The following is a 23,922-nucleotide window of genomic DNA, read 5'->3' on the forward strand; positions in this document are numbered from 1 at the left end:
CTCACGCCTCCACGGCAAGGATGGGGATCACGGGGCTGCGGCGTTCAGTTTCAGTGGCAGGCCGGATCTGGCCCCGCTCTTCGACGAACACCACGTTTTCATCGTTCTTCTCGCTGTTGACGAAGTGGCGGAAACGCTGGCGCACGGCGGGGTTGGACACGGCTTCCTTCCATTCGCAGGCATAGGTGTCGACCACGTGCTGCATGTCCGCTTCCAGTTCCGCCGCCAGGCCCAGGCTGTCGTCGATGATGACGCGCTTGAGGTAATCGAGGCCCCCTTCCAGGTTGTCGCGCCACACGCTGGTGCGCTGCAGGCGGTCGGCCGTGCGCACGTAAAACATCAGGAAGCGGTCGACATAGCGCACCAGGGTCGCTTCATCGAGATCGGAGGCGATCAGTTCCGCATGGCGCGGCTTCATGCCGCCATTGCCGCACACGTACAAATTCCAGCCCTTTTCCGTGGCGATCAGGCCGATGTCCTTGCCCTGCGCTTCGGCGCATTCGCGCGTGCAGCCGGAGACGCCGAACTTGATCTTGTGCGGCGTGCGCAAGCCCTTGTAGCGGTTTTCCAGCTGAATCGCAAAGCCCACGCTGTCGGCCACGCCATAGCGGCACCAGGTGGAACCGACGCACGATTTCACCGTGCGCAAGGATTTTCCGTAGGCGTGGCCCGACTCGAAGCCTGCCGCGATCAGTTCTTCCCAGATGGCCGGCAACTGGTCCACGCGCGCGCCGAACAGGTCGACCCGCTGGCCGCCCGTGATTTTTGTATATAAACCGTATTTTTTCGCCACCATGCCCACGGCGATCAAGCCGTCGGCCGTCACTTCGCCGCCCGGCATGCGCGGCACCACCGAGTACGTGCCATCCTTCTGGATATTGCCAAGGAAGTAGTCGTTGCTATCCTGCAGGCTGGCGTGGACGGGAGAGAGCACGAAATCGTTCCAGCACGAGGCGAGGATATTCGCCGCCACTGGCTTGCACACGTCGCAACCGAGACCCTGGCCATGCGCCGCAAGCAGCGCGCCGAAGCTGCGGATTTTGCCAACCCGCACCAGGTGGTGCAGTTCCTGGCGCGAGTAGGCAAAGTGTTCGCACACGTGATTATTCACGGCCAGGCCCTGCTTCTGCATCTCCGCCTTCATGATCTGCGTCACCAGCGGCACGCAGCCGCCGCACGCCGTGCCCGCTTTCGTGCAGGTCTTCAAGGCGCCGATGGTCGTGGCGCCATCGGCGACGGCCGCGCACAACGCGCCTTTCGAGACGTCGTTGCACGAGCAGATCTGCGCCGACTCGGGCAACGCATCCACGCCCAGGCCCGCCTTTTGCTGGCCATCGGCCTGCGGCAGGATGAGGAACTCGGGGAACTCCGGCAGCTCGATTTTATTGAGCATCATCTGCAGCAAGGTGCCGTATTCGCTGGCGTCGCCCACCATCACGCCGCCCAGCAAATACTTGCCGCAATCGGAAACGACGATTTTCTTGTAGATCTGCTTGCGCTCGTCCATGAACTGGTAGGAACGGCTGCCCGGCGCATTGCCGTGCGGGTCACCCAGGCTGGCCACGTCCACGCCCATGAGTTTGAGCTTGGTGCTCATGTCGGCGCCCTTGAACGATGCTTCACCCTCTTCCTGCAGCACATGGCGCGCCGCGATGCGGGCCATTTCGTAGCCGGGCGCCACCAGGCCGAACACCAGGCCGCCCCACAGCGCGCATTCGCCGATCGCGTAAATATCCGGGTCGGAGGTGACGCAGCTGTCGTCGATGGCGATGCCGCCGCGCGGTCCCACCTCCAGGCCGCAGGCGCGCGCCAGTTCGTCGCGCGGACGGATGCCGGCCGAGAAGACGATCATGTCCGCTTCCAGGTGGCTGCCGTCGGCGAACTGCATGCGGTGCGTGGCCGCTTCGCCGTCGACGATGGCCAGCGTGTTCTTTTGCGTGTGCACGGTCACGCCCAGTTCCTCGATCTTGCGGCGCAGGACGCGCGCGCCGCCTTCATCGACCTGCACGGCCATCAGGCGCGGCGCGAATTCCACCACGTGGGTGTCGAGTTTCAGGTCGCGCAAGGCCTTCGCGCATTCGAGGCCCAACAGCCCGCCGCCGATCACCACACCCGTTCTGGACTTTCCACCCCAGGCCAGCATGGCTTCCAGGTCTTCGATGGTGCGGTAGACGAAGCAGCCGTCGCGCTCCTTGCCCGGCAGCGGCGGCACGAACGGCGTCGAGCCGGTGGCGAACACCAGCTTGTCGTAGGCCAGCACGTCGCCCGTGCTGGCGGTGACGGTTTTCGCCGTCCGGTCGATGGACACGGCGCGCGCGTTGAGCTTTAGAACCAGGTTGTCCTTGTCGAAGAATCCGGGCGCCACCAGCGACAGCTCGTCCGCCGATTTGCCGCTGAAAAATTCGGACAGGTGCACCCTGTCGTAGGCGGGGCGCGGCTCTTCGCACAGCACGGTGACGCGCAGGCGCGTGTTGTTCTCCAGCGCCAGCCGTTCGAGGAATTTATGCCCGACCATGCCATGGCCAAGGACGACGATGTTCAAAGGGTGAGTCATTACTGTCTCCTCAGGCCGCGGCCATGCTTGGTTCGGCCGCCTCGCGGGTAAAACGCACGGCGATGGCGCACAGGGCCGAAATCACCACCAGCACGCTCAGGATGATCAGGGTCTGGCGGATGTCGCCCGTGCCCTTCATCAGGAAACCGGCCGCCACGGCGCCCACGTTGCCGCCGGCGCCGATAATCCCTGCCACGCCGCCCAGCGCGCGGCTGTCGATGAAGGGCACCAGCGCATAGGTCGCGCCGCACGCCATGTGGGTGAACAGGCCGAAGACCAGCATGGCGATGACGGCCCAGGTGACGCTGTCGACCTTGGCAAACCACAGCAGGCCAACGCCTTCGCCGATCATCAGCATGAACAGCAGGGTGACGCGGCTGTTCAGGTTGCCGCGCAGCGCCAGCTTGTCGGACATCCAGCCGCCCAGGGCGCGGGCAAACAGGGCCAGCAAGCCGAAGCTGCCGGCGGCCAGGCCGGCCGATTTCAGGGACAGGCCGAAATGGTCGACGTAGTACACGGCGGCGATATTGTGGATGAAAATCTCGATGCCGAAACAGGCGCCGTAGGTGACGAACAGCAGCCACACGCGGTAGTTGGAACTGGCCGCCTTGAAGCTGTCCCAGCCCCCCTTCTTGCCACCTTCGATGGCGGTGCCGGCGGCGCGCAAGTCCGAGTAATTACCTTCAGGGCAATCCTGCGTATAGCGCCAGTAGAGGGCCGCCATCACCAGCATCAGTACGCCCGGTACCAGCAAGGCCACGCGCCAGCCCATCGATTCGGACACGCCCAGCATCAGCACGGCGCCCAGCAATAGCGGCATCAGCGCCTGCGCCGCGCCGCCGCCCGCATTGCCCCAACCGGCGGCGGCCGCATTCGCCGTGCCGACGACACGCGGGGCGAACATCACGGAGGTGTGATATTGCGTGATGACAAAGCTGGCACCGACGGCGCCGATGCCCAGGCGAAAGAACAGAAAGCTTTCATAGCTCTGCGAAGCGGCCACGCCCAGCACGGGGATGGCGCCCAGCAATAGCAAGCCCGTGTAGGTCTTGCGCGGGCCGTAGCGATCGCACAGCGGCCCCACGATCAGGCGCACGAGGATGGTGATGGCGACGGCCGCGATATTGATATTGGCCACTTGCGCCAAGGAAAGACCAAACTCGCCCTTGATGACCGGCATCAGCGGCGCGCAGGCAAACCAGGCGAAGAAACACACGAAAAATGCCATCCACGTCAGGTGGAATGCGCGCATGGGCGGCGTGGCGAGGGAGAAGAGCGCGATGCGCGTTGCTTTTTGGCTGGCCATGATTGGTTCCCGAAGTATCCCGTTGATAAAACAAAACGCGCCCGCCCCTGCCGATGAAAAATCAGCCAGGGCGGACGCCGTTGTCCAGGTGGTCCGTCGTTGGACCGTTGTGCGTTTATTCAGGGGATCGCCGTTGATCCGTACCTCCTGTGTAGCAAACGCCGTGCCAGCTCACCGCAGGGGCTAGGGTCCTTATCAGCACGGCCTTTGCGCCAGATCATGGTAGCTGACGGTGCACGCACGCCACTTCCTGGTGCAAGCGGGAACTGGCGGGGTTGCTGGCTGGTCTAAATAGTTATTGGATAACTTGCCGGGAGGATCAGGTGAGCGATCAGAGCGGCGATCAAGCAAGCAATCGAATGCGCGAGCCAGTAAAGAGGCGAATCAGCAAGCGCATGAGCAAGCCGTCAGAAGGCATGTCCTGGCGGCAAGCTTGGCAGCAGCATCGGCGCCAACATTACCGCCAAATGCCATGGATGGCATGCGCGTGCGTCGGCGCCGTCCTGTTTGCCTGGAGCAGCAGCGCGGCAGCACAAGCCCAAGCCGGTGCCGAGCCGAAGGAACACAGCGAACTCGATGCCACCGTGCAAGCGCCATTCCGCGCCACAGCCGGTGCACGGGCAACGCAGGCACGCACCTTTATCGTGCGCCTGGACTTTCCCGATGGCGGGCGCCTGCATGCGGTGCGCTGGAGCCTGACCTTGTCCGGTCCCGGTCCGCAAGGCGCCGTGCTGCGGCGCTGGTCGGGCACGGAGCAGGTGGGCGCCAGCGGCCGCAGCATCCGCCTGCCCTGGGATGGCCGCGCGGACGCCGATGCGCGCGAACGCCGTGCCTTGGTCCCTGACGGCATGTACCAGCTGCGCTTGCTTGCCGTGGCCGATGCGGGCACGCCGCAGGGGACGCATGAGGAGCAAGGGGAGCAAGGGGAGCAGGCGGCGCAAGCGGAGCAAGTGGAGCAGCGATGGCAAATCCAGGTGCAGCGGGAGCGCAGCGCGGCGCCCAGCGTTCCCGCCTTCCAGGCCGGCATGCAGCAACTGCCGGGCCTTGAGGGCCAGGCCGACTACCGCATCGTTCATGCCAACCTGCACAGCCAGACGCGCCACAGCGATGGCGGCGCGGCGCTGGACGCTTGCCGTGGCGCGCAGGAACCGCAAACAGCGCCGTTCGGTCCCATCGATGCCTATCGATATGCGCAGCAGCATGGCCTCGACGCCCTGCTGACGTCCGAGCACAATCATATGTATGACGGTTCCGACGGCACCAACAGCGCGGCGGAACCGTCTGAAGCGAAGGCCCTGTACCAGACTGGACTGGCCGAAGCGGCCGCGTATTCGGCCGCCCACCCTGGCTTCCTGGCCCTGTACGGCATGGAATGGGGCGTCATCAACAAGGGCGGGCACCTGAATATTCTGAACAGCGACCAGTTGCTGGGCTGGGAAAGGAACGGGCGCGGTGAACTGCTGGCCGATATCGACACGCCGAAGGGCGACTACGCCGCCCTGTACAGCTTGATGCGCACACGGGGCTGGCTGGGCCAGTTCAACCATCCTGCGTCTGCGGGACAGTTTCTCGTGAATGGCCAGCCGCTGGGTTTCACGGCCGATGGCGACGCGGCCATGGTCTTGTGCGAAGTGATGAACACGTCCGCGTTTTCCACCAACGACCACGAAACGGAAACACGGCACAGCAATTACGAGGCGGCCTGCAACCGTGCGCTGGCGGCCGGCTACCACGTGGCATTCAGCAGCAACCAGGACAATCACTGCGCCAACTGGGGCGCCGCGTATGGCAACCGCACGGCCGTGCTGGTGTCCAGCATGCCAGCGGGCGCCACCGGCACCGCTACGCCGCAGGCATTGACACGCGACAGTTTCCTGGAAGCGCTGCGCGCACGCCGCGTGTTTGCCACCATGGACAAGCATGCACAGCTGCTGTTCACGGCCAACGGCAAACTGATGGGCGAACGCTTCGACAACCGGGGGCCGTTGCACCTGGCCACCCATTTCAGCAACAGCGCCGGACGCGAGGCGGCGGCCGTCGCCATCTTCCACGGCGTACCGGGCGGCAACGGTTCCGTCACGGCCATCGCCGACCAGGCCAGCGTCACCGTCACGCCGGCGCCCGGTCCGCATTTCTATTATGTACGCCTGACGCAGGACGACGGCAATCTCGTCTGGTCGGCGCCCGTCTGGGTCAATCAGCTGCCTGTTCAGCGGTCTGATCAGCAGCCGTGGAAGGAGCCGCCGATGTAGCACGCGAGGCCACGGCGGGCGGCAACTGCGACACTAGCGGCGCATGCTCTGCCATCAATTCCAGTACCCAGTCGATGAAGACGCGCAGCTTCTTGCTGACGTGGCGCTTGGGCGCATACGCCAGATACAGCGGCATCGGTGCAATCTGCCACTCCGTGAACAGGGGTAGCAAGGCCCCGGTTGCCACATGGGGCTTGGCCATGTAGTCGGGCAGCCATAACGCGCCCAGGCCCGCCAGCCCTGCCGCCAGATAGGCGTTACCATCGTCGATGGACAGAATGTGCTGGCCTGCTATCGTTATCCGCGTGCCGCCGTGCTGCATCACGGCAGGGAAAGTGCCATCGCGTCCCCAGCGAAAGCGCACGATGCGGTGCTGTGCCTCGTGCAGCTGCTCCGGATGGATAGGCGTGCCTGCTCTTGCCAGGTAGGCGGGCGCCGCATACACGGCCAGTTGCAAGTCGCCGATCTTGCGTGCCACCAGCGACTGGTCGCGTATCTCGCCGCCACGGATCACGCAGTCGACGTTGTCGCCAATCACATCGACCATGCGGTCGCTGGCCCCCAGGTCCAGCTGGATGTCCGGGTAGCGTGCATGGAAGCGCGGCAGCGCCGGCACCAGCAGCAGGCTGGCGAACGGACTGGGCACATCTACGCGCAGCTGGCCACGAGGCAGCGCGGCGGCGCCGGGCAAGGTGGTTTCAATCTCGTCCAGGGTGGCCAGCACGGGGACGATGCGCTCGTAATAGGCAGCGCCATCGGCCGTGACGTTGACCTTGCGCGTCGTGCGGTTGAGCAATTTCAGGCGCAGCCGCGCCTCCAGCTGCTGCACCAGCTGCGTCACGCTCGTGCGGCTCATGTGCAAGGTCTGGGCCGCGCGGGTAAAGCTGCCCGTCTCGACCACCCGCACGAACACCCGCATCGCATCCAGTTTATCCATCGCCACCTCCTTCACTCGATTGTTTGGATTATACAAACAGTCTTGAGGGCACTTGCCTGTTTATCTGCACGGTGCGGAAGGCTACAGTGTGCTCCAGGCGGCCGGTCTGGCCGCAGACCATCGCCATCACACAGGAGCAATGCAATGAACGATAGCAAGACAAACACGCGCAACACGCAGCAACGCGACGTGGTGTTCCCGCCAGGCCGCCAGGCCTTGTATGAAAAGAACCGCTATTCGCCCGCCGTGCGGGCCGGTGGCTTGCTGTTCGTCTCGGGCCAGGTGGGCAGCCGCGCGGATGGTTCGCCGGAACCGGAACTGGAAGCGCAAGTCCGGCTGGCCTTCGAGAACCTGAACGCCATCCTGCACGCCGCCGATTGCACCTTCGACGACGTGGTCGACGTGACGGTGTTTATCGTCAACCCGGAAGCGACTTTCCAGCGCATCTGGGATATCGTGCAGGCCGAATACTGGGGCGTGGCGCCGCATCCCGCCGTCACGGCCGTGGGCGTCACCTGGCTGTACGGTTTCCAGTTCGAGATCAAGGTGGTGGCCAGGCTGCCGGGCTAGTACTTTCCTGTAGGCACGAAATTAACATACGCCGCCTGCGCCCCTTGCCGCAGAAAATACGGCCTGGCGCAGGCATGGCGAATATTATAGGAAAAACATGCCACTCCTTTACTGATATCCACCTGACACTGGTTCCCTTGAGCAATCCATGGCACCATGAATGCGCCGTTTTGATCAGCAACACGGCTTCCACCCGGACCATCAAGGAATCCTACATGTCGTCATATCGTACCTTCGCCAGCAGCATGCTGCTCGGCCTGGCCGCAGCGGGCATTGCCCACGCACAAGCCCCCTCCCCCGCCGCCGCCAATACCGATCCCCATCAATGGCTGGAAGAAGTCCTCGGCGACAAGCCGCTGGCCTGGGTCAAACAGCACAATGCCGTCACCGTCAAGGAACTGGAAAGCCAGCCTGGTTTCGCGGCGCTGCAGGCGAGTCTGAAAACCATCCTCAATTCAAAAGAGCGCATTCCCTTCGTCAGCAAGGAAGGCGAGTATTACTATAATTTCTGGCGCGATGCCCAGCACGTGCGCGGCATCTGGCGCCGCACGACCCTGGCGCAGTATCAGCTGGCCGAGCCAGCCTGGGAAACCGTGATCGACCTCGACCAGCTGGCCGCCGGCGAGAATGAAAACTGGGTCTGGGGCGGCGCGTCATGCCTGTATCCGAAGGGCGAACGCTGCCTCATTTCCCTGTCGCGCGGCGGCGGCGACGCCAAGGTGGTGCGCGAATACGACGTGGCCAAGCGCGCCTTCGTCGATGGCGGCTTCACCTTGCCCGAAGCGAAAGGCAGCGTCAGCTGGATCGACCAGGATACCCTGTTCGTCTCCACCGATTTCGGCCCCGGCTCGATGACCAGCTCCGGCTATCCGCGCATCATCAAGCAGTGGCAGCGCGGCACGCCACTGCCGCAGGCGCAAACCGTATATGAAGCCAAGGCCGACGACTTGAGCGCGGCAGCCTACAAGGATTTCACGCCCGGCCACGAACACCAGTTCATCGAACGGCAGATCGATTTCTACAGCGGCGAGATGTTCCTGCGCGACGGCGCCAAGCTGACAAAAGTGCCGAAGCCGGACGATGCCACGGCCTTCACCGTGCGCGACCAGCTGATCATCACCTTGCGCTCGGACTGGAAAGTCAACGGCAAGACCTATCCGCAAGGCGCCCTGCTGGCCACCGATTTCAAGGCCTTCATGCAGGGCAAGCAGGATCTGGAAGTGCTGTTCGCGCCCACCGCGACGACGTCGCTGGACAATGTCACGCCGACCAAATCGGCCATCCTCGTGACCATCCTGGATAAAGTGAAAAACCGCCTGACGGAACTGCGCCACGTGAACGGCAAGTGGCTGCGCCGCGAGGTCGACGCGCCGAAACTGGGCACCCTGGCGACGAACGCGCTCGACCCGGTCGATTCGGACCAGTACTTCCTGACGGTGACCGACTTCCTCAACCCCACCACCCTGTACCTGGGCACGGCGCAGAGCGACAAGCGCACGAAAATCAAGTCGCTGCCGGCCTTCTACGACGCCACGCCCTACAAGGTGGAACAGTTCGAATCGACGTCGAAGGATGGCACCAAGGTGCCGTATTTCGCCATCATGAACAAGAAGACGAAGTTCGACGGGAGCAATCCCACCGTGCTGTATGGCTACGGCGGCTTTGAAGTGTCGCTGAAACCAAGCTACAGCGGCACCACCGGCGTGGCCTGGCTGGAAAAAGGCGGCGTGTACGTGCTGGCGAACATCCGCGGCGGCGGCGAATTCGGCCCCCGCTGGCATCAGGCGGCGCTGAAGGAAAACCGCCAGCGCGCCTATGACGACTTCATCTCCGTGGCGCAGGACCTGATCGCCCGCAAGATCACCACCCCGCGCCACCTGGGCATCATGGGCGGCAGCAATGGCGGCCTGCTGACGGGCGCCGTGCTGACCCAGCGTCCCGACCTGTTCAACGCCGTCGTCAGCCAGGTGCCGCTGCTTGACATGCGCCGCTATAAGAAGCTGCTGGCGGGCGCCTCGTGGATGGGAGAATATGGCGACCCGGACGTGCCGGAACAATGGGCGTACATCAGCAAGTACTCGCCGTACCAGAACGTCTTCAAGGACAAGAAATACCCGCGCGTGCTGTTTACCACATCCACGCGCGACGACCGGGTCCACCCCGGCCACGCGCGCAAGATGGTGGCCAAGATGGAAGAGCAAGGCCACGACGTGCTGTACTGGGAAAACACGGAAGGCGGCCATGCCGGCGCCGCCAACAACGACCAGCAGGCGCTGATGTGGGCACTGACCTACACCTTCCTGCAGGAGCAACTGAAGTAAAGCGGTGGATCGCCATCGGTAGGCGTAGGTCGACATAAGCCGACAACATTGTTGGCCTGCGCCCGTGGTGCTGTCGGATTACGCAGCTACGCCGCTAATCCGACCTTGTATTATTCCTTTCATGCCGTTCGTGATATTGCGAACGGTATCGACCGCTGTCAAAATCTTGGTAAGCATATCAAGACCGGGTAACTGGATGCCGTATCCGCCCTTAGGCTTCGAGCCAGTTTCGTAGATCTCGCACCAGTTACCCATCCTCAATGTCAAGATCGGACAGTATCTTTGGCACCGGCATGCCGGTTAGCCCGCATTCACAAGGTAGATCGCAAGAGGACCACAGCATGTTTAATTTAGGAATCGACGTTGCCAAGGCGAAGCTCGACTGCGCGCTGCGCCTGCCCAACGGAAAACACCGTAACAAAGTAGTAGAAAACAATCACAAAGGATTCATTGCACTTAGCGAATGGCTGCTCAAGCAGGATGCCGGCAGCCCGCGCGTATGCATGGAAGCGACCGGTACCTACTGGGAAAAGGTGGCCGAATATCTGGCAGGATGTGGCATGCTGGTCAGTGTCATCAATCCAGCGCAGATCAAGGCCTTCGGCGCTTCGCGCCTGGTGCGCACGAAAACGGACAAAGTCGATGCGCAGCTGATCGCCGACTTCGCCCATGAACGCCAGCCCGAGCCGTGGCTGGCGCCGTCGCCCGCCGAACAGGCACTACGCGCCATGGTGCTGCGCCTGGAAGCCTTGCAAACCATGCGCCAGCAGGAATGCAACCGGCTCGATGTGGCACGTGAAGCCGTGCGCCAAGGCATCGTCGATCACATTACCTGGCTCGATGGCCAGATCAAGGAGCTGATCCAAGCCATCAAACGGCATATCAATGACGACCCGGATTTACGCGGCAAGAGTGAGCTGCTCGACACCATTCCTGGTCTGGGCGAGCGGTCGATTCCGGTGCTGCTGTCCTACTATGCCAATCCCGAGCGCTTCGACAGCGCCAAGCAAGCCGTGGCGTTTGCGGGACTCGACCCGCGCCAACACGAGTCGGGTTCCAGCGTGCGTGGCAAGCCACGCATGTCGAAGGTCGGCCACAGCTTCCTGCGCAAAGCGCTATACATGCCAGCCATGGTGACCGTGTACCGGACAGCCTGGGGCAAGCGCTTTGGCCAGCGCCTCCGTGCTGCTGGCAAGGCAAAGAAACTGATCATCGGCGCCATGATGCGCAAGCTGGTGCACGTAGCATTCGGCGTGCTCAGGTCGGGCAAAATATTTGATCCGACCCTCCATGCCGCTTGACGGGGATAACAGTATCTACCGTTTGCCTATGTGCGTAGGCGTAGGTCGGATTAGCGCGCAGCGCGCAATCCGACAACATCCGCAAGCCTGCGATACCTGACCTATACTTTCAAAAATTCCTCTTTGCCACCCAGCCAGCGCGCCAGGTGCGCTTCCACGGTGCTTGCGGCGGCCGCCGTGGTGGCGTGCAGCAGATCGTGCGCCACGTCGCGCGCCTGATCTACCAGCCATTGATCCGTTTCCAGGTCGGCGAAGCGCAGCATGGCCTGGCCGGACTGGCGCGCGCCAAGGAACTCGCCGGGGCCGCGGATTTCCAGGTCGCGGCGGGCGATTTCAAAGCCGTCGGTGGTTTCGCGCATGGTCATCAGGCGCTGGCGCGCCACGCCGCCCAGCGGGCCCTGGTACAGCAGCAGGCAGACGCTGGCCGCCGTGCCGCGTCCCACCCGCCCGCGCAGCTGGTGCAGCTGCGACAAGCCGAAACGCTCGGCGTGCTCGATCACCATCAGCGAGGCGTTCGGTACGTCGACGCCCACCTCGATGACGGTGGTGGCCACCAATACGTGGATATGCCCGGCGATGAAGGCATCCATCACTTCCTGCTTTTCCGCCGGTTTCAAACGGCCATGCACCAGGCCCACCTGCAGCGCGGGCAGGGCTTCGGCCAGCATCATGCAGGTGTCGGTGGCCGTCTGCAGCTGCAGCGCTTCCGATTCCTCGATCAGCGGGCAGACCCAGTACACTTGCCGGCCTTCCAGCGCGGCCGCATACACGCGGGCGATGACTTCATCTCGCCGGTTCTGGTCGATGGCGCGCGTGACGATGGGGCTGCGACCTGGCGGCAGCTCGTCGATCACCGACACTTCCAGGTCGGCGTAATACGTCATGGCCAGGGTGCGCGGGATCGGCGTGGCCGACATCATCAGCTGGTGCGGCACGGCCGCGCTGTCGCCCTTGTTGCGCAGGGTCAGGCGCTGGCCCACGCCGAAGCGGTGCTGCTCGTCGACGATCACCAGGCCCAGTTTGGCGAACAGCACGTTGTCCTGGATCAGCGCGTGCGTGCCGATCACCAGCTGCGCTTCGCCCGATTCGATCAGGGCCAGCGCCGCCGTCTTTTCCTTTTTCTTCAGGCTGCCCGTCAGCCATGCCACCTTCACGCCCAGCGGCTCCATCCAGGCGGCAATCTTGCGGAAGTGCTGCTCGGCGAGGATCTCCGTGGGTGCCATCAGCGCGGCCTGGTAGCCGCTGTCGATGGCTTGCGTGGCCGACAGGGCGGCGACCACCGTCTTGCCGCTGCCGACGTCGCCCTGCAGCAGCCGCTGCATCGGGTAGGGCTGGCGCAGGTCGGCGCGGATCTCGTCGAGCACGCGCGCCTGCGCGCCCGTCAGCTTGAAGGGCAGGGCCGCGCCAAAGGCTGCCGAGAGGCTGCCGACGATGGGCAGCGAGGCGGCGCCTTTCGAGCGGCGCGCGCGCTGGGCGCGTTTCAGCGACAGCTGCTGCGCCAGCAATTCATCGAACTTCATGCGCACCCAGGCTGGATGCGAGCGGTCCATCAGCGCGCTTTCATCGATGTCCTGCGGCGGATAGTGCAGCAGGTGCACGGCGGCGCGGAACGGCGACAGCTGCATCTCGCGCAGCAGCTGCTCGGGCAGGGTATCCTGCCAGTCGATGCGGCGCATGGCGTCGGCGATCTCGCGCCGCAGCACGTGCTGCGACAGGCCTTCGCCGGACGGATACACGGGCGTGAGGGCCGTGGGCAGCGGCGCGCCTTCGTTGACCACCTTATACGTCGGGTGCACCATCTCGGCGCCAAAAAAACCGTGTTTGAGTTCGGCGCGCGCCCGCACGCGCGTGCCTTCGGCCAGCTGCTTGACCTGGCTGCCGTAGAAATTCATGAAGCGCAGCAGCAAGTTGCCCGTTTCGTCGGCGATCGTCACCAGCAATTGCTTGCGCGGCTTGAAATTGACTTCGCACTTGGTGACGATGCCCTCGACCTGCCACGACTCGCCGCCGCGCAGGCAGGCGTCGCGGATGGTGTAGACCTTGGTTTCGTCCTCATAGCGCATCGGCAAATGCAGCACCAGGTCCATATCCGTGCGCAAGCCCAGCTTGGCCAGCCGGCTTTCCGTACTGACCACCTTTTTGGCGGCTTTCGGCTTTGCGGCAGGCTTGGCGGCAGGTGGAAGATCAGGCTTTGGATCAGGCATATGCAAGGTTTTGGTGCCATTAGCGCAGGTTTTTATGCCGCTAGCGTAAAATAGAGGGTTGTCCGGCACACCCTGTGCGTACCGCAGTTGTAAATTGCTGCGGCGGATTATTGTAATGCCTGTATAGGCGCACAGTATAGTGCCAGATGTTTCATTGCGCACTCCTAATCATTTTTGACGTACTTTTGAAGCAAAACGCATGTATTCGCTTTCCGATTTCGATTTTAATTTGCCGCAAGAAAACATTGCGCAAACTCCGCTGGCCGAGCGCAGCGCCTCGCGCCTTTTGCACCTGGACGGCGATGCCCTGGTCGACCGCCAGTTCGCCGACATCGTCGGACTGTTGCAGGCGGGCGACCTGCTGGTGATGAACGACACGCGCGTGCTCAAGGCGCGTTTCTTTGGTGTCAAGGAAAGCGGCGGCAAGATCGAGGCGCTGGTCGAGCGCGTACTCGACGAGCGTACCGTGCTGGCCCAGGTGCGCGCCTCGAAGTCGCCGCCGCCCGGTTGCCGCATCCGCCTGGCCGACGCCTTTGACGTCACGGTAGGCCAGCGCGCCGGCGAATTCTTTACCCTGCACTTCGAGGCCGACGTGTTCGAACTGATCGAGGCGCATGGCCGTTTGCCGCTGCCGCCCTACATCGAGCACGATGCGGACGAATTCGACGAAACGCGCTATCAAACCGTCTTCAACAAGGTACCGGGCGCCGTCGCCGCGCCGACGGCCGGCCTGCATTTCGACCAGGCCCTGCTTGATCAATTGAAGGCCAAGGGCGTCAATTTTGCCTATGTGACCCTGCACGTGGGCGCCGGCACCTTCCAGCCCGTGCGCACGGAAGTACTGGCCGAACACAAGATGCATACCGAGTGGTACACCATGCCGCAGGAAACCGTCGATGCCGTACGCGCCGCGCAACTGGCCGGGCGCGACGTCGTGGCCGTCGGCACGACCAGCCTGCGCGCGCTGGAATCGGCCTCGCAAAGCGGCCGGCTGGTGGCGGGCAGCGCCGATACGGCCCTGTTCATCACGCCCGGCTATGCCTTCAAGACGGTGACGCGTTTGATCACCAACTTCCATTTGCCGAAGTCGACCCTGCTGATGCTGGTGTCGGCCTTTGCCGGCTATGAGCCGATCCGCAGCGCCTATGCGCATGCGATCGCGCAGAATTACCGTTTCTTCAGCTATGGCGATGCGATGCTGCTCACCACGCAATCGCGCGCTGCGTTGAACCTTGATACTCCCGTGAAGGACTGACATGCTGGAATTTACATTACTCAAGACCGACACGAGCGGCCTGACCAAGGCACGCCGCGGCACCTTGAAACTCAACCATGGCGTCGTGCAGACGCCGATCTTCATGCCAGTGGGCACTTACGGCTCCGTGAAAGCCATGTCGCCGCTGGAACTCAATGAGATCGACGCGCAGATCATTCTGGGCAACACTTTCCACTTGTGGCTGCGTCCAGGCAACACCGTCATGGAGAAATTCGGCGGCTTGCATGGTTTCATGGGCTGGAACAAGCCGATTCTGACGGATTCGGGCGGCTTCCAGGTGTTTTCGCTGGGCGCCATGCGCAAGATCACGGAAGAGGGCGTGCATTTCAATTCGCCCATCAACGGCGATAAATTATTCCTCTCGCCGGAAGTATCGATGCAGGTGCAGCGCGTCCTGAATTCGGACATCGTCATGCAGTTCGACGAATGCACGCCGTACGAGATTCAAGGCCGCCCGGCCACCATCGAGGAAGCGGCCAAGTCCATGCGCATGTCCTTGCGCTGGGCGCAGCGCTCGAAGGACGAGTTCCACCGCGGTGAAAATCCGAATGCGCTGTTCGGCATCGTGCAGGGCGGCATGTTTGAAATGCTGCGCGACGAGTCGCTGGCCAAGCTGGAAGAGATCGATTTCCCCGGCATCGCCATCGGCGGCCTGTCCGTCGGCGAGCCGAAGGAAGACATGATGCGCATGCTGGCCCACGTGGGTCCGCGCCTGCCGGCCAACAAGCCGCATTACCTGATGGGCGTGGGCACGCCGGAAGACCTGGTGGCCGGTGTGTCGAACGGCATTGACATGTTCGATTGCGTCATGCCGACGCGCAACGCCCGCAATGGCTGGCTGTTTACCCGTTTTGGCGACATCAAGATCAAGAATGCCAAGTACAAGGAAGACCAGGCGCCGCTGGACGAGACCTGCAGCTGCTACGCCTGCCGCAATTTTTCGCGCGCCTATCTGCACCATCTGCACCGCTCGAAGGAAATCCTCGGCGCGCGCCTGAACACCATCCACAACCTGCATTACTACCTGGACCTGATGCGCCAGATGCGCGAAGCGCTGGATGAAGACCGTTTCCACGCGTTCACCCTGCAATTCCACGCGGAACGGGCACGGGGAACTTAAGAAATGCTTAGGTTCATGGGCCGCGAGGCCCTGGGCCGATGTTTTCGAGATTGGTGCTTGGACGGGGCGATAAAGCATTGCATAATGCTTTTTTAGCCCCATTTGGAGCTGCCATGCCTGCATTTCGGGGGATGGCCTTTTGCCAATGCTAGAATACAGCGCTGTTTTTTCAAACTGATTAGAACTGGAGTCACCGTGTTTTTCATTTCCAACGCTTACGCGCAATCGACCGATGCCCTCGGCCTCGGCGGCAACCTGACCAGCTTCCTGCCGCTGGTATTGATGTTCGTGGTCATGTATTTCCTGATGATCCGCCCACAGCAAAAACGCGCCAAAGAACAAAAGGCGATGATGGATGCGCTGACCAAGGGTGACGAAGTCGTTACCGCTGGCGGCATGCTGGGCCGTGTTGTCAAGGTAGTGGATGCTTACGTCACCATCGAAGTGGCCAGCGGCACCGAAATCACGGTGCAAAAGAGCTCCATCACGACCTTGCTGCCTAAAGGCACCCTGAAGGCGCTGTAATTCCTCGCCGTCGCTACCTGCTACCTGTGTAGCGACTGACCGGGGCGGCTATCGGCCGCCCTTCGCGACGCCTCCGACGCTCAACACTGAACGCTGAATCAATATGAATCGCTATCCTGCCTGGAAATACATCATCATCGTCGTCGCCTTATTGCTGGGCGCACTCTATACGGCGCCCAATTATTTCGGTGAATCACCGGCGCTGCAAGTAACCAGCGGCAAATCGACCGTCAAGGTGACGAGCGAGCTGATGACGCAAGTCGATCAAATATTGACGAAAGAGAACGTCAAGTCGGAAGGTGTCACCATGGATGGCGCCGGCAACCTTGCCTCTGTGCGCGTGCGTTTCGCCGATCCCGATACCCAGTTCAAGGCGAAACTGGTGCTGGAAAAGGACCTGAATACCGATCCGAGCGACCCTGCCTACATCGTGACGGTCAACCTGCAAGCCAATACGCCGATGTGGATGCAAAAACTGCATGCCTTGCCGATGTTCCTGGGCCTGGACTTGCGCGGTGGCGTGCACTTCCTGATGCAGGTCGATGCCAAAGCCGTATTGAACAAGAAAGTGCAAGGCATCCAGTCCGCCGCGCGTAGCGTGCTGCGCGACAAGAATATCCGCCACGCCGGCATCGAGCGCGTGGGCGACAGCGTGCAGATCAACTTCCGCGACGCGGAAACGCGCCTGAAGGCCAAGAATGTGCTGTCCGACCAGATGACGGAACTGGCGTTCGCCGATGCGGGCGAAGGCAACGACCTGAAACTGAACATCACGCTGAAACCGGCGGCCCTGAAAGCCACCATCGATGAAGGTGTGAAACAAAACATCTCCACCCTGTCCAAGCGCGTCAACGAGCTGGGCGTGGCCGAGCCGCTGATCCAGCAGCAAGGTCCTGACCGCATCGTGGTGCAATTGCCGGGCGTGCAGGACGTGGCGCGCGCAAAAGCCATCATCGGCCGCACGGCCACCCTGGAAGTGCGCCTGGTCGATGAGACCATCGTGCCGGGCACGGAACTGTCGAGCGCCATCCCGTTCAACTCGGAACTGTTCACCGTCGGCAAGGGCGTGCCTGTCGTGCTGTCGAAAGACGTGATCCTGACGGGCGACTATATTTCCAGCGCCACGGCCAGCTTCGACCAGAACCAGCAAGCGGCCGTGTCGATCGACCTGAACGGCGACGGCGGACGCAAGATGCGCGAAGCGACGCGCGAACGCGTGGGTAAACGCATGGCCATCGTGCTGTTTGAAAAGGGCAAGCCGGAAGTGCTGTCGGTTGCCACCATCCAGCAGGAACTCGGTTCGCGCTTCCAGATCACCGGCATGGGCGGCGCGGAAAACGCCAACGAACTGGCGCTGCTGCTGCGCTCGGGCGCCCTGTCCGCACCGATGACCGTCATCGAAGAACGCACGATCGGACCGCAGCTGGGCGCGGAAAACATCGCCAAGGGTTTCCATTCGACCCTGTATGGCTTCATCGCCATCGCCATCTTCATGATCGCCTACTACATGCTGTTCGGCGCCTTCAGCGTGCTGGCCCTGGCGGCCAACCTGCTGTTGCTGATCGCCTTGCTGTCGATGATCCAGGTAACTCTGACACTGCCAGGTATCGCCGCGATCGCGCTGGCGCTGGGTATGGCGATTGACGCAAACGTGCTGATCAATGAACGTATCCGCGAAGAGCTGCGTGCCGGCAATACGCCGCAAGCGGCCATCGCCGCCGGCTTCGACCGCGCCTGGGCCACGATTCTGGACTCGAACGTGACCACCCTGATCGTTGGCCTGGCGCTGCTGGCCTTCGGCAGCGGTCCGGTGCGCGGTTTTGCCGTCGTGCATTGCCTGGGCATCCTGACCTCGATGTTCTCCTCCGTGTTCGTGTCGCGCGGCGTGGTCAACCTCTGGTATGGCCGCAAGAAAAAGCTGACGACCTTGTCGATCGGCACGGTGTGGGTGCCGGGCGCGAGCAAATAAGCGACGACCCAGCCTGACCCAATAGCGTCAATAGCGATAGCATCCGGTGGCACTGCCACCGGATGTACAGAATAGAACTTAGAGGATTTCATGGAATTTTTCCGGATCAAAAAAGATATTCCCTTCATGCGCCATGCGTTGATTTTCAACGTCATCTCGGCCGTGACCTTCCTTGCCGCCGTCTTCTTCCTGTTCCACAAGGGCTTGCACCTGTCCGTGGAATTCAAGGGCGGTACCCTGATGGAGGTGAAGTACCCGAAAGCGGCCAACCTGGAAGGCATACGCGGCACCCTGATCAAGATGGGCTATGAAGAGCCGGGCGTGACCAGCTTCGACACGGCGCGCGACGTCATGATCCGCCTGCCGGTGGAAAATGGCGTCAGCGCCGCCAACACGTCGCAGCGCGTGTTTGACGCGCTGTGCAAGGCCGAGCAAGGCACGGCGAAGGCCATCGACACCGTTACCGAGAAGGGCGAGCATGTGCTCAAGAGCGCCTGCATGGATGCCGCCGGCAATGAAGCGGTGGTACTGCAGAAAGTCGAATTCGTCGGCCCGCAAGTGGGCGAGGAACTGGCGCAGAATGGCTTGAACGCGCTGGTGATGGTGATCCTGGGCGTGATGGCTTACCTGGCCGTGCGCTTCGAGTGGAAATACGCTGTCTCGGCGATTATCGCCAACTTGCATGACGTGGTCATCATCCTGGGCTTCTTCGCCTTCTTCCAGTGGGAATTCTCGCTGACGGTACTGGCGGCGATCCTCGCGGTGCTCGGTTACTCTGTCAACGAATCGGTGGTGATCTTTGACCGTATCCGCGAAAACTTCCGCAAGCAGCGCAAGGCAACCGTGCATGAAGTGATCGACAGCGCGATCACCAGCACCATTTCGCGTACCATCATCACCCACGGCTCGACCCAGATGATGGTGCTGTCGATGCTGATCTTTGGCGGCCAGACCCTGCACCACTTCGCCCTGGCACTGACCATCGGTATCTGCTTCGGTATTTACTCGTCCGTGTTCGTCGCGGCATCGATCGCCATGTGGCTGGGCGTGAAGCGCGAAGACTTGATCAAGCCGGTCAAGGAAAAAGACGAAACCGACGGCGCCGTGGTGTAAGCGCAGTTTGTTGCATGACGAATTCAAGAACGATCACCCGCGCGGTGGTCGTTTTTTTTTGTAACGGATGACGATGAAGCGTTTGATAGTGTTGGGCATGATGGCGGGCGTGGGCGCGCTGGCCGCTGCCGCGGAGTTGCACCGTGTGGACCGCGATACCATCGTCCTGCGTGGCGTGATCGCCGACGGTGACGTGGACAGGCTGCGGCAGCTGGCCACGCCGGCAACGTCCATGCTGCGCGTAAACAGCGGCGGCGGCGACCCGCAGGCGGCGATGCTGCTGGGACGCTACCTGCGCCAGCAGCGATGGGATGTCGCCATCGATACCGTCTGCGCGGGCAGCTGCGCGCTGTATGTGTTTCCGGCCGCGCGCCACAAGCGGATCCCTGGCGATGCCGTGCTGGCCTTGCAGGCCTCGGCCTTCCAGCGTGCGCAGGCGGACCAGGGGCAGATGCGGCGCACCCTGGTCGAGGCGGGTGTGGCGGCCGAAGACCTCGCTGTGGAAACGGCGGCGCTGGCGGCGCAGCTGGCGCACGTGGCGGCGCTGGAAGCGGTCTTTGCCCGGGAACTGGGTATCGCTGCCGCCTTTTACCGCGATTTCAGCCTGGTGGCGGCGCAGGCGGATAGCGTGCGCCAGCGCTTCCCGGACCAGGAGGCGGCCGTCTTCTGGTGGCCGGCTGCGGCGCGCCTGCAGCGCTGCTACGGCATCGCCGGCGTGGCCGAGGGCACGCGCGCGGCGCGCCTGCTGCCCGACGGCTACGTGTATATCCCCGCCTTGTCGGCCCTCGTCATGGGCGACCAGGCGTTGGCGGATTGCCCATGAGCCGCAGCGGCAGGCTGTTCCTGCTGATGGACGCCATGCGCGCCAAGCGCGTGCCCGTCACGGCGGCCCAGCTGGCGCAGCAGCTGGGGGTATCCGAGCGCACGATTTATCGCGATATCCAGACCCTGGCGGAACTGGGCGCGCCGCTGCAGGGAGAGGCGGGGATCGGCTATGTGCTGCGCCGTGGCAGCTTTTTGCCGCCGCTGATGTTTGGCCCCGACGAGCTGGAAGCGCTGGTGCTGGGCGCGCGCTGGGTGCGCCGCCAGGGCGATGCGGGCCTGGCGCAGGCGGCGGAAGCGGCGCTGGCGAAGATCGCGGCCGCTTCGCCGCGCGACCTGCGCGACAGCATGGCCGAGACCAGCCTGTGGGTGCCGCTGGGGCGTCCCGCCGATGGCACGCAGCCGGCCGACCGCCATGTGCAGCCGGTGCGCGAAGCCATCCGCTACGAACAGAAACTCACCCTGGGCTACCAGGATGAACACGGCAGTGCCACCTTGCGCACGGTATGGCCGTTCGCCCTGGCTTTTTTCGAGGGCAAGCGCCTGCTGGCCGCCTGGTGCGAGCTGCGCGGCGACTACCGGCATTTCCGCATCGACCGCATCGCCAGCGTGCAGCAGCATGCGGAACGCTATGCCACGCGGCGCCATGTGCTGCTGGACGCCTGGCGCAAGGCGCACGATATTGATCCGGAATCCTGACAGCGGCTCCTGACAGCGGCTCCTGACAAAAACTGTCAGTGACTGGTTTTACGATGGCGGCTTATTCACTCACCGGAGTTATCCGCCATGCGCCTGTACCACCACCCCATGTCCTCGAATGCCCGCCGCGCCCTGATGACGGCAATCCACCTCGGCCTGACTCTGGAGCTGGCCGAAGTCGACCTGATGAATGCCGATGACCGCCGCCGCCTGGGCGAACTGAACCCGAACGCCAAGCTGCCCGTGCTGGCCGATGGCGCTTTCCTGCTGTGGGAATCGTGCGCCATCATGCAATACCTGGCCGAGCAGGCGCCTGGCCAGACTGTCTATCCGTCGGCACCGCAGGCCCGTGCCGACGTCAACCGCTGGCTGTTCTGGGCCGCACAGCATTTCTCTCCAGCCATTGCCGTGCTGGCCTGGGAACGCGCGTGGAAGGGCATGACGGGCAATGGCGCGGCCGATCCGCTGGAAGAGGCGCGCGGCGAGCATGAATTGCACGCGTGCGCCGTGGTGCTCGATGCGCACCTGGCGCGGCGCGAATGGCTGTGCGGCGAGGCCCTGAGCCTGGCTGATTTCGCCGTGGCCGCGCCGCTGATGTACAGCGAGGCCGTGCGCTTGCCGCTGGCGCCATATGCGCATATCGAGGCCTGGTATGCCCGCGTGCGCCAGCTGCCTGCCTGGCAGCAAACGCATGTGGATTTGGGTGCCGGCTGAATGTGAGCGCTGAATGTGCGCGCTAAGTGTGCCAACGCACGGAGCCGGCGCGGCGCAGCGCATAAGATAGGGCTGTCTCTTTCAGGACATCCCTAGCTTTGGACTTTACCCGCTTTCAAGCGGGTTTTTTTTACCTGGATTTTTGCCCGGGAAGCTTGAAAAATTGACAATGGCGCCGCAAATGGCTTGCAATCCACCGCCCAGAAGGTATGCCATGTTTACGCCACGCCATCCGAAACCGCTGCTGAGTACCCGCGCCATCGCCATGCAAGTGGTCAAGCAGGAGCAGGCCAGCCTGGCCGTGGACAAGCACGTGCTGATCGTCGATGCGGTCAAGCCGGCGGCGCCGCCGCCAGTGGGCAAGAAGCCCGCAGGCTAGTGCACCAGCACCTTCAGCAGCGACTGCACTTCATCGTCCGATTCTTCCAGCAGGCGTGACAAGGTGGTGTTCTCGCCGATGACGCAATCGATGCTGCGCGCGGCGCGGGCGGCACGCACGGCGATGGCGGCCGGGCTTTCGTTCAGCGGGGAGGCCACGGGCGCCAGGTCGTTCGCCAGCAGCAAGGTGTCGCCCAGCGATTCAGGCGGGATGGCGCGCAAGCCTTCCCACAGCGACCCGATGGCTTGCATCACCGCTTCCGGCACCTTCAGTTTCGTCAGCACGCCGTGGCCGATGGCTTGCTCGCCATGTTCGACCCAGTCCTGCGGCTCGCCATCGAGGATGCCGGGAAACTCGGCCGCACGCGACAGCATGTAAAAGCCGCCCACCTCATGCATGATGCCGGCAAACAGGGCCGTATCGGGATCGACCTTGGTGACGCGCCGCGCGATGACCTGCGCCAGCGCCGCCACGTGGGCCGTGTGCTCCCACAACTGGTTGGCCTTGGCTTGCAGCAAGGGATCGGTGATCGTGCTGCCCAGCTGGCGCACGATCAGCGACGCCACCACGGATTGCAAGGTGCGCACGCCGAGGCGCTGCACGGCGTTGCGCACGCTGGTGATTTCATTGCCGGACCGGTTAAATGCCACGGAATTGGCGATGGCCACCGTGCGCGCCGCCAGCAGCGGGTCGGCCTGCACCAGCTTGGCAGCGGCCTCGATATGGCAGTCGGGGTCGGCCAGCGCCTGCTGCAGCTTGAGCGAAGCGTCCACATTGGCGGGAAAAGTCAGTTCGCCACGACCGGCAAGTGCAGCGATACTTTTAAAGGCGTCGAGTCTGTTCATTGAAAAAATTATACTCGCAATATTTCCATGCGGAACTTTTTAACCGTGATCTTTTCGCAAACAGGCAAGGAAAAGGCAAGCAACTGCCCTGTAAACGCAAAAAGGGCACGCCACTGTATCAGCGGCGCGCCCTTTCAAGGACAGCGATTGTCACGGCGCTGGACAGGACCGCCGCGCAGCAGGTCTTGTCAAGCGCGACTACAGCGATTCGCTGAAGATGGCATCACAGCCTTCGACCAGCTCGTCGCTGTCTTCCAGTTCATCCGTCAGGCCCAGGTCGAAGAGTTCCTCGACGGCGTTCATGAAGCTGTTGTGCTTGGTTGCGCCGATCAGGCGGTAGATTTCACCGTCTTCATTGCGCACGCCGATGATCAGTTTTTCCTGGCGCACCAGTTCCGGCGTGCTGGCGTTGAGCAGCAGGTTGCCGATGATGTGTTTATCGAAATGAGCGGGCTTTTTGCCTTCGAGCAATGAGGTTTTCAACTTGTTTCCTTTGTCTTGTTTGAATGTGTGCTGGATGAATCGTTGGCTGGAGCGTTGGCAATGGTCTGTTTCAGGCCTGCCAGGGTCGCTTCCAGCCGACTGAAATCGTCGTCCGTGTAATTGGCAAACAGCTGCCGGCCTTGCCTTGTCAGCTTGGGGAACACGTCCTGGAACAGCTGTTCCCCCTCTGCACTCAGGCGTACATAATAGGAGCGCTTGTCGCGTGGGCAACGTTCGCGTATCACCAGCCCCTTGTGTTCCAGCCGTTCCACCACGCCCGTCAACGTGCCCTTGGTGATCAGGGTTTTCTGGCCCAGTTCCTTGTAGGACATGCCAGAGGTGTTGCCGAGCGTGGCAATGATGTCGAATTGCGCATGCGTCAAGCCGTACTGGCGCACGAAGTCGCTAGAAAACCGCTCGAAGTCCTGCATGCATTCGGCCAGCAGCCGGATACTTTTTAAATATCGTTCACCCATGGCAGTGATTATATCCTTCTGTCCCGCTTTTTTCCGCCGCGTCGCATGCGCTGTCG

Annotated in this window: 20 protein-coding genes; 13 read left to right on the plus strand and 7 right to left on the minus strand. The window is 62.7% G+C overall.

Features of this window, described 5'->3' with window-relative positions; genetic code table 11:
* Window position 1: 1 nt before the first annotated feature.
* Both nirB and JaAD80_RS05110 read right to left on the minus strand, forming a co-directional pair.
* A complete protein-coding gene (gene nirB, locus JaAD80_RS05105) occupies window positions 2–2,554 on the minus strand; it encodes a nitrite reductase large subunit NirB (protein ID WP_102293177.1) in 2,553 nt (850 codons plus the stop codon).
* 10 nt (window positions 2,555–2,564) lie between these two features.
* Entirely contained in the window at window positions 2,565–3,860 is a 1,296-nt protein-coding gene (locus tag JaAD80_RS05110; RefSeq protein ID WP_102293178.1) for an MFS transporter, read from the minus strand.
* A gap of 467 nt (window positions 3,861–4,327) precedes the next feature.
* Between JaAD80_RS05110 and JaAD80_RS05115 the strand changes: the two genes are divergently transcribed.
* The gene (locus tag JaAD80_RS05115; protein WP_102293243.1) at window positions 4,328–6,112 is read left to right on the plus strand and encodes a CehA/McbA family metallohydrolase; all 1,785 of its coding nucleotides are present in this window, start codon (window positions 4,328–4,330) and stop codon (window positions 6,110–6,112) included.
* Here the strand turns inward: JaAD80_RS05115 and JaAD80_RS05120 are convergent.
* Window positions 6,054–7,049 carry a LysR family transcriptional regulator gene (locus JaAD80_RS05120; protein WP_102293179.1) on the minus strand — a complete coding sequence of 332 codons (996 nt, stop codon included), beginning with the start codon at window positions 7,047–7,049 and terminating at the stop codon, window positions 6,054–6,056. The two genes, JaAD80_RS05115 and JaAD80_RS05120, sit on opposite strands and share 59 nt — an antisense overlap.
* A 144-nt stretch (window positions 7,050–7,193) precedes the next feature.
* Between JaAD80_RS05120 and JaAD80_RS05125 the strand changes: the two genes are divergently transcribed.
* The 3 genes from JaAD80_RS05125 to JaAD80_RS05135 all read left to right on the plus strand — a co-directional run bounded on the left by JaAD80_RS05125 (window position 7,194) and on the right by JaAD80_RS05135 (window position 11,241).
* A complete protein-coding gene (locus JaAD80_RS05125; RefSeq protein WP_102293180.1) occupies window positions 7,194–7,619 on the plus strand; it encodes a RidA family protein in 426 nt (141 codons plus the stop codon).
* Window positions 7,620–7,834: 215 nt separating this feature from the next.
* The gene (locus JaAD80_RS05130) at window positions 7,835–9,940 is read left to right on the plus strand and encodes a prolyl oligopeptidase family protein (RefSeq protein ID WP_102293244.1); all 2,106 of its coding nucleotides are present in this window, start codon (window positions 7,835–7,837) and stop codon (window positions 9,938–9,940) included.
* 341 nt (window positions 9,941–10,281) lie between these two features.
* On the plus strand, window positions 10,282–11,241 hold the full coding sequence (locus JaAD80_RS05135; RefSeq protein ID WP_102293181.1) for a transposase: 960 nt from the start codon (window positions 10,282–10,284) through the stop codon (window positions 11,239–11,241).
* A gap of 101 nt (window positions 11,242–11,342) precedes the next feature.
* Here the strand turns inward: JaAD80_RS05135 and recG are convergent, their stop codons facing one another.
* Window positions 11,343–13,445 (minus strand): ATP-dependent DNA helicase RecG, encoded by a 2,103-nt coding sequence (recG, locus tag JaAD80_RS05140; protein WP_102293182.1) that lies wholly within the window; start codon window positions 13,443–13,445, stop codon window positions 11,343–11,345.
* A 199-nt stretch (window positions 13,446–13,644) separates the two neighbouring features.
* Here recG and queA point away from each other — a divergent pair, with 199 nt between their 5' ends.
* From queA to JaAD80_RS30565, 9 genes are all read left to right on the plus strand, one after another.
* A complete protein-coding gene (gene queA, locus JaAD80_RS05145) occupies window positions 13,645–14,700 on the plus strand; it encodes a tRNA preQ1(34) S-adenosylmethionine ribosyltransferase-isomerase QueA (RefSeq protein WP_102293183.1) in 1,056 nt (351 codons plus the stop codon).
* Window position 14,701: 1 nt separating this feature from the next.
* A complete protein-coding gene (tgt, locus tag JaAD80_RS05150) occupies window positions 14,702–15,841 on the plus strand; it encodes a tRNA guanosine(34) transglycosylase Tgt (protein ID WP_034745502.1) in 1,140 nt (379 codons plus the stop codon).
* A gap of 195 nt (window positions 15,842–16,036) precedes the next feature.
* Entirely contained in the window at window positions 16,037–16,366 is a 330-nt protein-coding gene (gene yajC, locus JaAD80_RS05155; protein ID WP_102293184.1) for a preprotein translocase subunit YajC, read from the plus strand.
* 103 nt (window positions 16,367–16,469) lie between these two features.
* Window positions 16,470–18,335: a protein translocase subunit SecD gene (secD, locus tag JaAD80_RS05160; protein ID WP_102293185.1), complete on the plus strand. Its 1,866-nt coding sequence runs from the start codon at window positions 16,470–16,472 to the stop codon at window positions 18,333–18,335.
* A gap of 90 nt (window positions 18,336–18,425) precedes the next feature.
* Window positions 18,426–19,448 carry a protein translocase subunit SecF gene (gene secF, locus JaAD80_RS05165; protein WP_102293186.1) on the plus strand — a complete coding sequence of 341 codons (1,023 nt, stop codon included), beginning with the start codon at window positions 18,426–18,428 and terminating at the stop codon, window positions 19,446–19,448.
* Between the two features lie 73 nt (window positions 19,449–19,521).
* On the plus strand, window positions 19,522–20,271 hold the full coding sequence (locus JaAD80_RS05170) for a hypothetical protein (RefSeq protein ID WP_146012259.1): 750 nt from the start codon (window positions 19,522–19,524) through the stop codon (window positions 20,269–20,271).
* On the plus strand, window positions 20,268–20,969 hold the full coding sequence (locus tag JaAD80_RS05175) for a YafY family protein (protein WP_180979306.1): 702 nt from the start codon (window positions 20,268–20,270) through the stop codon (window positions 20,967–20,969). Before JaAD80_RS05170 ends, JaAD80_RS05175 begins: the two co-directional genes overlap by 4 nt.
* An 87-nt stretch (window positions 20,970–21,056) precedes the next feature.
* The gene (locus JaAD80_RS05180) at window positions 21,057–21,683 is read left to right on the plus strand and encodes a glutathione S-transferase family protein (RefSeq protein WP_102293188.1); all 627 of its coding nucleotides are present in this window, start codon (window positions 21,057–21,059) and stop codon (window positions 21,681–21,683) included.
* 214 nt (window positions 21,684–21,897) lie between these two features.
* A complete protein-coding gene (locus JaAD80_RS30565; RefSeq protein WP_180979307.1) occupies window positions 21,898–22,062 on the plus strand; it encodes a hypothetical protein in 165 nt (54 codons plus the stop codon).
* Here the strand turns inward: JaAD80_RS30565 and JaAD80_RS05185 are convergent.
* The 3 genes from JaAD80_RS05185 to JaAD80_RS05195 all read right to left on the minus strand — a co-directional run bounded on the left by JaAD80_RS05185 (window position 22,059) and on the right by JaAD80_RS05195 (window position 23,866).
* A complete protein-coding gene (locus tag JaAD80_RS05185) occupies window positions 22,059–22,907 on the minus strand; it encodes an HDOD domain-containing protein (protein ID WP_102293189.1) in 849 nt (282 codons plus the stop codon). The genes JaAD80_RS30565 and JaAD80_RS05185 overlap by 4 nt on opposite strands.
* Before the next feature lie 198 nt (window positions 22,908–23,105).
* Entirely contained in the window at window positions 23,106–23,390 is a 285-nt protein-coding gene (locus JaAD80_RS05190; protein WP_034778933.1) for a hypothetical protein, read from the minus strand.
* Entirely contained in the window at window positions 23,387–23,866 is a 480-nt protein-coding gene (locus tag JaAD80_RS05195) for a MarR family winged helix-turn-helix transcriptional regulator (protein ID WP_180979308.1), read from the minus strand. Before JaAD80_RS05195 ends, JaAD80_RS05190 begins: the two co-directional genes overlap by 4 nt.
* Between the last annotated feature and the right edge of the window lie 56 nt (window positions 23,867–23,922).

Origin of the sequence: Janthinobacterium sp. AD80 (genome assembly GCF_002878455.1) — a bacterium.
In the GTDB taxonomy this organism is placed as follows: Bacteria; Pseudomonadota; Gammaproteobacteria; order Burkholderiales; family Burkholderiaceae_D; genus Janthinobacterium.